Source organism: Nocardia sp. NPDC046473, from assembly GCF_040645995.1.
In the GTDB taxonomy this organism is placed as follows: domain Bacteria; phylum Actinomycetota; class Actinomycetes; order Mycobacteriales; family Mycobacteriaceae; genus Nocardia.
The window spans coordinates 47,535-59,783 of sequence record NZ_JBEYZJ010000007.1 but is presented as its reverse complement, the minus strand read 5'-3'; the positions used below and the strand labels follow the sequence as shown (position 1 = coordinate 59,783).

10 protein-coding genes and 1 pseudogene are annotated in these 12,249 nt (G+C 68.2%); 3 read left to right on the top strand and 8 right to left on the bottom strand.

Going from position 1 to position 12,249, the window contains the following annotated elements; genetic code table 11:
- Positions 1-45: 45 nt before the first annotated feature.
- Complete coding sequence (locus ABZ942_RS25295; protein WP_357386023.1) at positions 46-720, top strand: hypothetical protein; 675 nt, start codon at positions 46-48, stop codon at positions 718-720.
- Positions 721-940: 220 nt separating this feature from the next.
- On the top strand, positions 941-1,597 hold the full coding sequence (locus ABZ942_RS25290) for an ammonium transporter (protein ID WP_357386021.1): 657 nt from the start codon (positions 941-943) through the stop codon (positions 1,595-1,597).
- A gap of 100 nt (positions 1,598-1,697) precedes the next feature.
- Here the strand turns inward: ABZ942_RS25290 and ABZ942_RS25285 are convergent, their stop codons facing one another.
- The 6 genes and pseudogenes from ABZ942_RS25285 to ABZ942_RS25260 form a co-directional block, all read right to left on the bottom strand.
- The gene (locus ABZ942_RS25285; protein WP_357386019.1) at positions 1,698-3,005 is read right to left on the bottom strand and encodes a lipase family protein; all 1,308 of its coding nucleotides are present in this window, start codon (positions 3,003-3,005) and stop codon (positions 1,698-1,700) included.
- A 383-nt stretch (positions 3,006-3,388) separates the two neighbouring features.
- Positions 3,389-3,568 carry an antitoxin gene (locus tag ABZ942_RS25280; RefSeq protein ID WP_357386017.1) on the bottom strand — a complete coding sequence of 60 codons (180 nt, stop codon included), beginning with the start codon at positions 3,566-3,568 and terminating at the stop codon, positions 3,389-3,391.
- 75 nt (positions 3,569-3,643) lie between these two features.
- Positions 3,644-5,953, bottom strand: coding sequence for an ATP-dependent DNA ligase (locus ABZ942_RS25275; protein ID WP_357386015.1), 2,310 nt, complete (start codon positions 5,951-5,953; stop codon positions 3,644-3,646).
- A gap of 178 nt (positions 5,954-6,131) precedes the next feature.
- A pseudogene (locus ABZ942_RS25270) lies at positions 6,132-6,320 on the bottom strand (antitoxin); the annotation flags it as partial.
- A gap of 39 nt (positions 6,321-6,359) precedes the next feature.
- The gene (locus ABZ942_RS25265; RefSeq protein ID WP_357386013.1) at positions 6,360-7,502 is read right to left on the bottom strand and encodes an MBL fold metallo-hydrolase; all 1,143 of its coding nucleotides are present in this window, start codon (positions 7,500-7,502) and stop codon (positions 6,360-6,362) included.
- Positions 7,502-8,230: an enoyl-CoA hydratase gene (locus ABZ942_RS25260; protein WP_357386011.1), complete on the bottom strand. Its 729-nt coding sequence runs from the start codon at positions 8,228-8,230 to the stop codon at positions 7,502-7,504. Before ABZ942_RS25260 ends, ABZ942_RS25265 begins: the two co-directional genes overlap by 1 nt.
- A 90-nt stretch (positions 8,231-8,320) precedes the next feature.
- On the opposite strand from ABZ942_RS25260, the gene ABZ942_RS25255 reads away from it, so the two are divergent.
- On the top strand, positions 8,321-9,424 hold the full coding sequence (locus ABZ942_RS25255; protein ID WP_357386009.1) for an NAD(P)-binding domain-containing protein: 1,104 nt from the start codon (positions 8,321-8,323) through the stop codon (positions 9,422-9,424).
- Here ABZ942_RS25255 and ABZ942_RS25250 read toward each other — a convergent pair.
- Positions 9,411-10,274 carry an aldo/keto reductase gene (locus tag ABZ942_RS25250; protein WP_357386007.1) on the bottom strand — a complete coding sequence of 288 codons (864 nt, stop codon included), beginning with the start codon at positions 10,272-10,274 and terminating at the stop codon, positions 9,411-9,413. The two genes, ABZ942_RS25255 and ABZ942_RS25250, sit on opposite strands and share 14 nt — an antisense overlap.
- A gap of 448 nt (positions 10,275-10,722) precedes the next feature.
- Complete coding sequence (locus ABZ942_RS25245) at positions 10,723-12,237, bottom strand: carboxyl transferase domain-containing protein (RefSeq protein ID WP_357386005.1); 1,515 nt, start codon at positions 12,235-12,237, stop codon at positions 10,723-10,725.
- Positions 12,238-12,249: the final 12 nt, after the last annotated feature.

Sequence of the window (12,249 nt, the reverse complement as noted above, 5' to 3'; positions counted from 1 at the left end):
GCATGTCTAACGCACGAGCCGACCGTCGCGGACGATACTGGCCGGGTGGGCGACGGCGACGAAGTACCGGCTTGGCAGCGGCGGACTGCGGGCGAGTCGCGGCTGGCGGCGACCGCCGCCGTGCTGGCCATAATTGGGCTGCAATTGATGTTGCCGGATCGATTCTTGCCCGAGCCTGGATGGTTGCTGCCGGGGCTGGAGGCGCTGCTTTTGGTGGTCGTGGTGGTCGCGAACCCGGTGCGGGCCGACCGGGAGGAGACCTGGCTGCGCTGGCTCGGGCTCGGCCTGGTCGGACTGCTCGCGGTGGCGACGGCGTACTCGGCGGACCGACTGGTGGTCGGACTGATCGACGGGACGCTCAGTGACGATCCGGCCCGGCTGCTCGGGTCAGGCGGCGCGGTCTGGCTGACCAATGTTGTGGTGTTCGGCCTCGGCTACTGGGAGTTCGACCGCGGCGGCCCGGCGGCCCGCGCGCATGCCCGAAAGCCCTTGCCGGACTTCATGTTTGTCCAGATGCAGAACCCGGAACTGACCAGCCCGGACTGGGAGCCGCAGTTCATGGACTACCTGTACCTGTCGTTCACCAACGCAACGGCGTTCAGCCCGACCGACGTGATGCCGATGTCGCGCTGGGCGAAGGTGTTGATGATGGCGCAGTCGGCGATCTCGCTGATTCTGGCGGCACTGGTCATCGCGCGCGCCATCAATGTGTTGCACTGAATCGAACCGAATAGCCAACTGCTATAACTGGATTCGCGGTCTTCAAAGGGGGCCTATGCCCCCTATTTCAGGGGCTAAACCTATTTTCTAGAGGTAGAGTTATCTACGGAGTAGCTGTTCTCTGGATCACATCTCGACCGCGCACCACAGTGGGGGAAAGGAATTCGACGTGCGCGGCGTTCTCCAATGCTTGAAACCTGATGAAGAATGGAACACCCGAATGATTCTCCGCAAAATCACCGCGGCAGCCGTGCCCCTCGTCGCCGCCGTCGCGGTCGGCGCGGGCACCGCCTATGCTCAGCCTGCCGTGGCGTCGACTCCCGAGATCGGCTATGAGGCAAAACTGGTGGGGGACAAGATCATCACCACGCTGACCGACGGATCGTTCGAAGTGGTCGGCAACGTCGTCGACGTGCGCGACCAGGCCGGGAACACGGTGGTCAGCATGCCGCTGACGTTCCGGCAGGACGGGCTGGAGTTCCCGCTGCCGCACACGGTCAGCGACGCGGGCCGAGTGCTGGAACTGACCGTGGTCAAGGACGTCGCGCAGGCGCGTCCGGTCACCGCGACCCCGATCGCCTCGCCGTTCGAGAACCAGCGCGCGCAGGACGCGTTCCTGTCCTCGTTCGGCATCGCCACCGCGATCGGTGGTTTCATCGGCACCGCGATCGGCGCCCTGGTCGGGCTGACCGGCATCCTCGGTGGACCGACCGTGATCGCCAGCGTGCTGGCGGGGGCCGCCGTCGGCGGGATCATCGGCACCATCGTCGCGGGCGGCCCGACGCTGATCGTGGCGGGCATCGACCTGATCAGCACGCTCACCGCGGCGCCGGGGACGACCAAGTGGATGGACGAGACCGGCCGCGCCAAGAACTGACGCACACCTACCGGCGCGGCCCGTACCGAATCCTCGGTACGGGCCGCGTCTTTGTCTGTGCGCCAAGACAATCGGGATACCGACCGCTCGGAACTGGGCGCTACCGCTCGTGACAGCCGGGGGCGACCGGTACACCCGCGACCCGGTCCGCGAGATAGGCCATCGCGCCGAACGACTCGCCGACGGCAGTCGGATTGTGGCCGGGCAGTACGGAATGCGCGGAGGTGATGGCGGCCCCCTGGGCGCAGTACCGGCCGAGCAGGTCGGTGAACCCGGCAACGGGGACCACGTCGTCGCTGGTGCTGTGGTACAGGTACATCGGCACGTTCGGTGCGGGAGCGCCGAGTTCGTGCGGGTCGGTCGCCGCACGGAAGGCGGGTTGCCCCAACAGGTTCGGGACCGTGGCGTAGTCGTCGACGCGGGCGTTGATGTACTTCGTCACCAGGTCCGGACCGCAGGCGGCGCGGTCGGCGGCGATCATCGCGCGGCCGCGGTCGTTGAGCAGGTCCAAGATCCCGGCGCCCGGGTTGTCGCGAGTGGCCGCGATGACGATCAGCATGGCCAAGCCCGCCTGCATGGTGCCGTCGACGTGCTGGGCGATGGCGGGCCAGTTCGACGGAACACCACCGGCGGCGATGCCCGCGAAATGGATGTCCGGCGCATACTGCGGCTGCATCTGCGCGGCCCACAGGGTGGCGAAGGCACCGCCCGAATAGCCCCACGCGGCAAGGGGAGTCGCCGGGCCGAGGCCGGCGGCAGGCAGGTCGCGGGCGGCCCGGATACCGTCGAGCACGCCGCGTCCGGAATTGACACCGTCGAGGAACCGCGACTGCGGGCCCTCGTGATCGCTGGTCACCACGGCCCAGCCGCGGATCAGCGCGTCGGCCATGAACGGGGTGTCGATCAACGCCTGGGTGCCGCCGGGGTCACCGCCGCCGCGCAGCGCGTACGACGGCGCACAGCGGGAGCCGAGGCTGTCTTCGGCGATCTGATACGACAGCAGCGGCCGCGGGCCCGGCCCGAACCACGGCACCATCGGCACCATGACGGTGGCCACGTCGGCCACCGCGGCGCCGCTCGCGTCGGTGCTGCGGTATTTGACCTGCCACGTCGAAACCGGCAGCGGCAGACCGAACAACGCGGTCTGGCGCGAGTCCACGATCGCGCCCTCGGGATAGGCGGCGAGGTCGGCGGGCGCGGCGTAGAACGGATCAGCGTCCGGCGGTGGCACCTGAGCGTGCGCGGCCGGTGCTGTGATCAGCGACGAAGCCAGCACCAACGTCGCGGCGACAGCCGCCGACGAGCCGACTCGCGTTAGCGCCGCGCGGATACGCCGGACCGGCGTCTCGGATCTTGCCGTGCTGCCGAGGAGCGATGTCCCCCTACCGATTCCGTCCGGAGTCGCCATGGCAGGCAACCTACCTTGCCGGTGGCCGAACCGGTCGGCACTCGCTCGCCGTTTCGCCGACACCCCTAATTTGTTGCCGGAACGACACATTCGGCCGACCCGCACGATTAGCGCGGGCGAATCGACCCCGGCCGCTCCGTGGATGCTGCACATGGAGGCCTCCCCTGTCCGGCGAGGCGCGACGGAGTACGGCGGGGTGCCACGCTGCCGCCGATGCGCTCCGGCCTCGGGGCACTCACGGTACCGGCAGATCAGCGGGCCCGGCAGCGGTCATTCATGGTCAGCACTATCGCCGCGGATGTCCTTCGGCGGTTGGCCGAAGTATCGAAAGTGCCCTTGGCGCAGTCGAGTTCCAGAGCCATCCGCCGCAGCCAGGTACCCGGTCACTTCTCCTGGCGCAGCGCCTTCTTGGCGGCTTCCTGGGCGGAGTCGACCTGACCGGCGAACTTGCCGTCGGTCTTCTGATCGATGAGATCGCCCGCCTTGTCGATGACTGTCTCCACCTTGTCCGCGTTCTGCTGGGCCAGGTCGAGCGCCTTGTTCGCCAAGTTCTTGAAGTCCACCGTGTACTCCTCGTTCGAGATCGGTCCCGCCGGGGATCACTGTAATAGGCGCGGCGGAACCGAGTCGCCCGCCGCTCAGTCCGAGGCGCCCAACCAAGCCGGGTGCCACAGGCGGCCGGTTTCGGTCCAGTTCATGAAACGCACCGTGCCATGGATTTTCGGCGTCACCCAGACCGCTTCCTTGCGTTCCTCGGCGGTCAGGTCGTTGTCGAACGGGCTGGTCTTGCGCTCTGCCGGGCTCAGTCGCTTGGCCAGGTCCTGCATATCGGATTCGTTGAATCCGGTGCCGACTCGGCCCACATAGATCAGCCTGCCCTCGTATGGGATGCCGACCAGCAGCGACTTGAAGTTGCGCGCGTCGCTGCGCCGCCAGCCGCCGATGACCACCTCCTGGGTGCGCCAGTTGCGCTGCTTCACCCAGGAGTGGCCGCGCTTGCCCGGCAGGTATACCGAGTCCTTGCGCTTGGCGACCACGCCCTCCATGCCGTGCTCCTGGCTGTAGCGCACCGCGTCAGCGCCGGAACCGTCCAGCCGAGGTGGCACGATCATCGATGGCACCGTCGCGGCGAGCGCCTCCAGCACCCGGCGCCGATCCGAATACCGTTTGCGGACAAGCGAAGTGCCGTCCAGATAGAGCACGTCGAAGGCGACGAACACCGCGCGCGCCGCATCCGCCTGCAGCAGGCCGAGATTGGCGACACCGTGATCGTCGAACACTACCGCCTCGCCATCCAATACCACGCTGTGCCCGGCCAATTCGTCGGCGAGCGCCGCGATGCCCGGATACCTGGCGGTCACCACATTACCCACCCGGCTGCGCAAAGTCAGTGTGCCGGACTCTATTTCGGCGATCAGCCGGAATCCGTCCCACTTCGTCTCGAAGCACCATTCGCCGACATCCTGGTCGGCGACATCGCCGGGGGTGGCGAGCATGGGCGCGAGTCCGCGCGGAAACGGCGACGGTCCGCTCGGCACCCGGATGATCCGGCCGGACGGCGTGTTCGGCTCTGTGCCAAGCGCTTTCGTACTGTCGTGCTGTTCGCGCATCAGGTGCATCAGCCACTGGTTGCCGTTGGTCTGGATCAGCGCGTAACGGCCGTTGAGCCGTTGGCCGTGGAATTCGACGATCACCTCGTCGTCGCGCCACTTCTCGGTCTCGTAGGTGCCGGAATCCCAGATCGTCATCTCCCCCGCGCCGTACTGCCCCTTCGGGATGGCGCCATGGAAGTCCAGATACTCCAGTGGGTGATCCTCGGTGTGCACCGCGAGCCGATTCTGATCCGTGCTGGTCGGCGGCCCTTTCGGCACCGCCCAGGACACCAGCACGCCGCCGCGCTCCAGCCGCACATCCCAATGCAGCCGTCGCGCATGGTGTTCCTGCACGACGAAGCGATTGCCCTCCCCCGGCTGCGGCCGATCGGCGGGCACGGGCTCGGGCGTACGCGCCGGGTCGCGCATCGACCGATACTTGGCCAGCGCGTCGGCACCCGACTCCGGCGACCCGGCAGCGCTCTGCGACAGTGGCGGATCGAGCTCGGCGAGCAGGTCGCCGTCGTCCTGCCAGCGGGCCAGGACCTCGTCGAACCGCAAGTGCCGCAGCTTCTTCCGATGCTCGATCTCCTTCCACGAGCGCGGCGCCGCCGCATTGGGTTGCGCGCGCCCGCGCAGCGAGTACGGCGCGATCGTCGTCTTCGACGCGTTGTTCTGGCTCCAGTCGAGGAAGATCTTGCCGCCTCGCACCGATTTCGACATGGTCGCCGTGACCAGATCCGGGTGCAGCCGTTCGAGATTCGTGGCCACCTGCTTGGCCACGGTGGACGCGCCGCTCGAGCTCACCTCGCGTTCCAGCGGCACGTAGATATGAATGCCCTTGCTGCCGCTGGTAACCGGGAACGCGCGCAGGCCGATGTCCTCGACCATGTCGCGGACCGCGAGCGCGACCCGCGCGCAATCGGCCAGTTCGGCGCCGGGCCCCGGATCGAGATCGAACACCAGCCTGGTCGCCGGACCCACCGCGTCCCCGTCGAAACGCCACTGCTGCACATGGATTTCCAGCGCCGCCTGCTGCCCGAGCCAGGCCAGCCCGGCCTCGGAATCGATCACCGGATAGGTGACCTTGCGGTCGGAATGCTGGATGGTGTGCCGTTCGATCCAGGACGGCGCGTGCGCTGGCAGATTCTTTTCGAAGAAGGACGGCTCGTCTACCCCGTTGGGCCAGCGCTTCCTGGTGACCGGGCGACCGGCGATATGCGGGAGCATGGCGGGCGCGATGGCCGAGTAATAGGCGATGACTTCGCCTTTGGTGGTGCCGGTGGCCGGATACAGCACTTTGTCGAGGTTGCTGAGTTCAACCTCGATGCCACCGAAGCTCCGGCGGGATGCCATGTGTCCGATTTTAGAGGCGGGGACCGACAAGTTGCCGGTTCCCCGCCGCTCGTCAGATCTGCGAGCCCGACGTGTCGGTGCCCGACGTGTCGCTACTCGTCGTATCGGTGGCGCTCGGCGACTCCGGCGTGGTGCCCGGCGCACCGGCGCCGCCCGGCTGGCCCGGCGCACCCGGCTGATCTTCCGGCGGGACCACCTTCTTGGCGGCCTCCTTGCCCTTCGCGATCTGGTCCGAGTACTTGCCCTGGGTCTTCTGATCGATGAAGTCGCCGCCCTTGTCGATGGCGTCGTTGATCTTGTCGGCGTTCTTGGCCGCCGCGTCCTTGCCCTTGCCGACGAGGCCCTTCAGAGTATCCGCGAAGCTCATAGCGTTCGTTCCTTCCTCTAGCCCACTAGCAGGATGTCGTCAACCCACATCTTCCCACCACGAATCCCGTGGTGGGGCACTACCGGGGTCGACCCGCTGACCGGGCATCGGCACCGCGATCGCGGTACCAGCCGTTTCGGCCGCGGTCACCATCCGCCGCACCGGCTCCGACCATCCGTGGAACGCCAGATTGAAGGTCGCCCAATGGATCGGCACCAGCAGGCCGTGACCCGGCTCGCCGGCGCACAGATCGGCGTGCGCGCGGACCGCCTCCTCCGGGTTCATATGCACGTCACGCCAGCGCTCGTCGTAGGCGCCGATCGGCAGCAGCGTCAGATCGAACGGGCCAAGTGCCGCACCGGCTTCCGCGAACGCCTTGGTGTATCCGGTGTCGCCGCCGAAGTACGCCCGTTTGGTCGGGCCGACGATCGACCAGGACGCCCACAGCGTGGTGTTGCGGACCAGGCCGCGCCCGGAGAAGTGCCGCGCCTCGGTACAGGTGAGCACCAGATCCGAGCCCTCATGCGCCCGGCCCAGTGCGGACAGCGAAACCGAACCGCCCCAATCCAATTCGATGATCCGATGCTCCGGCACGCCCCAGTGCCGCAGGTGCGCGCCGATGCCGACCGGGACCAGGAACGGCGCGTTCTGGCGCAGCACCAGCTCGCGGACGGTGTCCTTGTCCAGATGGTCGTAGTGGTCGTGCGAGATGAGCACCGCGTCGAGCGCGGGCAGCTCGGTCAGTGGCGTCGGCACCGGATGCATCCGGCTCGGGCCGACCAGCGCGGACGGCGAAACCCGTTCGCTCCACACCGGATCGGTGAGCACCCGGTAGCCGTCGATCTCGACGAGCGCGGTGGCGTGTCCGTACCAGGTGACGGCCAGATCGGCGGCAGTCTCGGGCAGCTGCGGCGTCTGCAGCGGGATCACCCCGGTCGGGCGGCCCGCGTTGCGCTTGGTGAGCGCCGAAATCAACAGCGACGGAGCCGATCCCGCAGCCAGCTGGCTACTCGGCTCGGTGTTGTGGAACTGACGGTCGCGGTAGGTGGTCGCGCCGGTCGCGTACGGCTGAATGGCCGAGATCGAGGCGCCCATCGCGGACGGGATGCCCCACGCCGCGCGGACCACCCAGGTGAGGCCGAGCGCGCCCGCCGCTGTGCCGACAATGCTGCGCAGGTTCATCATCGCCCCACAAATTTCGCGGCGCGCTTCTCTTGTCTGGCCAATCGACCCTCCTGTGCGTCGGCGCTGGTCCACGCCGCCTCCAGCGCGGCACGCTGCTGCGCGGTGTCCGGCTCGCGGGTGCCGTCGTCGTTGAGCACCAACTTCATGTGCCGCAACGACAACGGCGCGAGCTGGGCGATCTGCTTGGCCCAGGACTGCGCGTCGGCCAGCGAGCCGAGCCGATTGGCGAAGCCGAAGCTGTAGGCGTCGGCCGCCGTCACCGACTCCGCGCCGAGCAGGATGGTCCTGGCCGGGCCGCCGCCGATCAGCGACGCCAGCCTGCGCACCGTCCACCGGTCCACCGAGATGCCCAGCTTGGCCGCCGGAATCGCGATGTAGGCGTCCGGGGCGATGACCCGCAGATCCGAGGCGAGCGCCAGCTGCACGCCAGCGCCGAGCGCGCCGCCGTTGATCGCCGAGATCACCGGCACCGGGACCGACTCGATGATGTGCAGCATGTCCTGCAGGCCCGCGAGGAACTCGTCGGAGTAGACGCCGGACAAATCCGCGCCCGCGCTGAAGATCGGGCCGCGCCCGGTCATCACGATTACCCGCGCGTCGTCGGCGACCGCGGCAAGAACGGCTTCGCGCAACAGCGTGATGAGCTCGAGGTTGAGCGCGTTGCGCCGTTCCTCCCGCTGCAGTTCGATGGTCACCACGTCACCGTCTCGGCTAACTCCGAGCATGCGACCTCCCCAACTGAACGATCCGTCTAGTTACATTCACTTTGCCACAGCCGACGGCGCAGACCGCTGAAGCGGATACGATCTTCGGCTGTGCCGACAGACTTCGACATCCTGGTGATCGGCGCTGGTCAGGCAGGGCTGTCGGCCGGGTATCACCTCCAGCGCCTCGGGCTGCGCCCCGAGCAGGACTTTCTCATCGTGGACCATGCACCTGGACCGGGCGGGGCCTGGCAGTTCCGCTGGCCGTCGCTCACCCTGACCACGGTCAATCGGGTGCACGACCTCCCGGGCATGTCGTTCGCGGAGACCTTGCCGCCCGGCTCCGCGGCCGCGCCTGCGGCGACTGCGGTGCCGCACTACTACGAGCTCTACGAAAAGCGCTTCGACCTGCGGGTACGTCGGCAGGTCTCGGTCACCGTGGTGTGCGATCGGGCCGAGGACGGCAGTCCCGCCGAACACGGCCCGATCCTCAATGTCGAGACCGACTCGGCGGGCACGATCCGGGTGCGCGGCCTGATCAACGGGACCGGCACCTGGGAACATCCCTTCATCCCGCGCTATCGCGGCGCGGAGACCTTCGCCGGACGGCAGCTGCACACCCGGGACTACCGCACCGCGGCGGAGTTCGCGGGCAAGCACGTGGTGGTGGTCGGCGGCGGCATCTCCGCGGTGCAGTTGCTGGACGAGATCTCTCAGGTGACCTCGACCACCTGGGTGACGCGGACCGAACCGATCTTCCGCGACGCGTCGTTCGGCCCGGAGGACGGGCGCGCCGCGGTCGCCAAGGTGGAGGACCGGGTGCGCCGGGGGCTGCCGCCCGGGTCGGTGGTCTCGGTGACCGGGCTGCGGCTCGACGATCGACTTCGCGCCGCCAAGGCGCGCGGCGTGCTGCACCGGCTGCCGATGTTCGACCACATCGAACCGGACGGGGTGCGTTGGGCGGACGGCTCGTTCCAGCACGCGGAGGTGATTCTGTGGGCCACCGGATTCCGCAGCGCGCTGGACCATTTGGCGCCGCTGCGACTACGCGGGCCCGGCGGTGGCATCACCATGACCGGACGGCTCGCCACCCAGGTGGCTGCCGATCCGCGCATCCACCTGATCGGTTATGGACCGTCCGCGAGCACGATCGGCGCGAACCGCGCGGGGCGGGCCGCGGCCGTGGAACTCACCGACTATCTCAGTCTGGGTTAGTCCAGCCCGCGGTCATCTCGTCCGGGTCGAAGCCGACGCGGGAGCCGGTGTCCAGCGCGTTGATCGCGTCCATCTGGTCACTGGTGAGTTCGAAGCCGAAGACGTCGAAGTTCTCCGCGATCCGGGACGGGGTGACCGACTTCGGGATGACGATATTGCCGAGCTGCAGGTGCCAGCGGATGATCACCTGGGCCGGGGTGCGGCCGACCGCGGCGGCGACCGAGGCGATGGTCTTGTCGTCGAGCAGGGTGCCCTGGCCGAGCGGGCTCCACGCCTCGGTGGCGATGGCATGACCCGCGTGGAAGTCGCGCAGTTCGCGCTGGGCCAGCCGCGGATGTAGCTCGATCTGGTTCACCACCGGGGTCTCCCCGGTCTCACCGATGAGCCGCTCCAGGTGGGCGGCGGTGAAGTTCGACACACCGATCGACTTGATGCGCCCCTGCGTCTTCAGCGCCTGGAAGGCGCGGAAGGTGTCGACATAGCGATCGGCCACGGCCACCGGCCAGTGGATGAGGTACAGGTCGAGGTAGTCCAGGCCGAGCTTCTTCATGCTGGCGTCGAACGCACGCAGCGTCGAGTCGAAGCCCTGCTCGGAGTTCCACAGCTTGGTGGTGACATAGATTTCGTCGCGCGGCAGGCCGAACTCGCGGATCGCGCGACCGGTGCCTTCCTCGTTCCCGTAGATCGCGGCGGTGTCGATGCTGCGGTAGCCGGCCTCCAGCGCCGCGGTCACCACGGGGGTCACATCGTCGTCGGGCACCTGGAAAACGCCGAAGCCCAGTTGCGGGATCACGTTGCCGTCGTTCAGGACGATCGAGGGGATAGCGGAGGTCTCGCTTCTGAAGGTCACCCTGCGACGGTAGAAGTGTGGCGGCGAGCCGTCAACGCTGGCCCTTGGCGTGTTGGCCCCCGGTTTACCGCTCGACCTGCACTTTCTCGCCGACTGACAGTGACGGTCACGACTCGGTAAGCGTTGCTAAGGGACTCGGTTAGTCGCTCTAAGCACCCAGGTCCGCCACCGCGTCGAATGCCCCCGCGGCCTTGCCGATGTCGCGGCGAACCGAGTGCACGGCGTCGTCGGCCGTGCCCCGGCGGCGGACCTCCGCGTGCAGCGCGCGATCGATCCCGGCGAGCGCTGCGGCCAGCAGCCGAGGCCGGATGTCGCGTTCGGTTGGCCACTGTCACCGAGCACTGATCGGCCCACGCATCTCCGACTCGATATGAACTTCGAATTCGGTCTGTTGCGTTCGGACTATCTGCCGAAGCCTGCGCGCTGATCGTGGCGTAGGGCGCCGGGCTCAGCCGTTGAGCGCGTTCGGGAGGCCGAGGCGGCGGTAGCGCTGCTTGCGCAGCGCGCGTAGTTCGGTGGCGGGTCGCTGACGTAGGCGGGCTAGTTCGTCGGCGATGACTTTGCCCATGCGGCGGGCGAAGTCGACCGATTCGTCTGCGGCGTCGGGGAATTCGGGGACTATGCGGTCGACTACGCCGTCGACGAGGAGGTCGGCGGCGCGGATGCGTTGCGACTGAGCCAGTTCTGGCGCGTGTTCAGTGTCGCGGTAGACGATGGCGCTCGCGCCCTCCGGGGGCAGCGGGGCGAGCCAGCCGTGGGTGGCGGCCAGGACGCGGTCGGCGGGCAGCAGGGCGAGCGCACCGCCGCCGGTGCCCTGGCCGAGCAGCACCGAGATGGTCGGGGTGTCCAAGGTCACCAAATCCGCGATGCAGCGGGCGATCTCGGGGGCCAATCCGCGCTCCTCGGCCTCCTTCGACAAGGCCGCGCCCGCAGTGTCGATCACCAGGACGAGGGGCAACCGCAACTCTTCGGCAAGCGCCATGCTGCGGCGCGCTTCCCGCAGTGCGGCGGGCCCCATGGAGTACCCGCCCTGCTGTCCGGCACGGTCGTGTCCGAACACCACGCACGGCTGGCCGCGGAAGCGCGCCAGCGCGTGCACCACGGTGCGATCGGACTCGCCCTGTCCGGTGCCACTCAGCGGAACCCGCTGTGTCACATGGCGTAACAGGTCACGAATGCCCGGCCGGTCCGGCCGTCGCGAAATCAGCACGGACTCCCACGCCGAGACCTCCGCGGCCGCCCGCCGCTGATCACCGAGCGGAACTTGTTCGCCCACAGTCGAATCCGGCACCGGGATACCGCCGAAGACGCTGAGCGCGCGATGCGCGATACGGCGGAAGATGGAAATCGGCACGGCACCGTCGATAACGCCACGGCGGTAAAGGTTTTCGGCCGTCTGCACACCCTCGGGGAACGGCTGGCCGTACAGAGCTCGGTAGACGCGCGGTCCGAGAAACCCGATCAATGCGCCGGGCTCGGCAAAAGTCATGTGGCCCAACGAACCCCACGAGGCGAACACGCCGCCCATCGTCGGGTTGCGCAGGTAGACCAGATAGGGATGGCCCGCGGCCTTGTGCGCGGCGACAGCACCGGCGATCTTCACCATCTGCACGAACGCGACGGTGCCCTCCTGCATGCGGGTGCCGCCGGAGGTCGGCGAGGCGAGCAGTGGCAGCCCGAGCTCGGTGGCGCGCTCGACCGCCGTGACGATCCGTTCGGCCGCGGCGACGCCGATCGAACCCGCCAAAAAGCCGAACTCGCAGGCGATTACGGCCACCCGACGGCCACGCAGCAGTCCCTCGCCGGTGAGCACCGACTCATCGGTGCCCGCCGCGACCGCAGCCTTGTGTAACGCCTCGCGGTACCGCGGGGTCGCGGCCACCGTGATCGGTAGCCGGTCCCAGCTGACATACGAGTCGGTGTCGAGCAGTTGCCCGAGCAGCTCGCGCGCCGAAATCCTCACCGAGGGAGCTTA

Excerpts from the sequence above, each read along its gene's own strand:
- ABZ942_RS25290 (WP_357386021.1), top strand. The coding sequence starts at position 941 with ATGATTCTCCGCAAAATCACCGCGGCAGCCGTGCCCCTCGTCGCCGCC.
- ABZ942_RS25285 (WP_357386019.1), bottom strand. The coding sequence starts at position 3,005 with ATGGCGACTCCGGACGGAATCGGTAGGGGGACATCGCTCCTCGGCAGC.
- ABZ942_RS25275 (WP_357386015.1), bottom strand. The coding sequence starts at position 5,953 with ATGGCATCCCGCCGGAGCTTCGGTGGCATCGAGGTTGAACTCAGCAAC.
- ABZ942_RS25265 (WP_357386013.1), bottom strand. The coding sequence starts at position 7,502 with ATGAACCTGCGCAGCATTGTCGGCACAGCGGCGGGCGCGCTCGGCCTC.
- ABZ942_RS25260 (WP_357386011.1), bottom strand. The coding sequence starts at position 8,230 with ATGCTCGGAGTTAGCCGAGACGGTGACGTGGTGACCATCGAACTGCAG.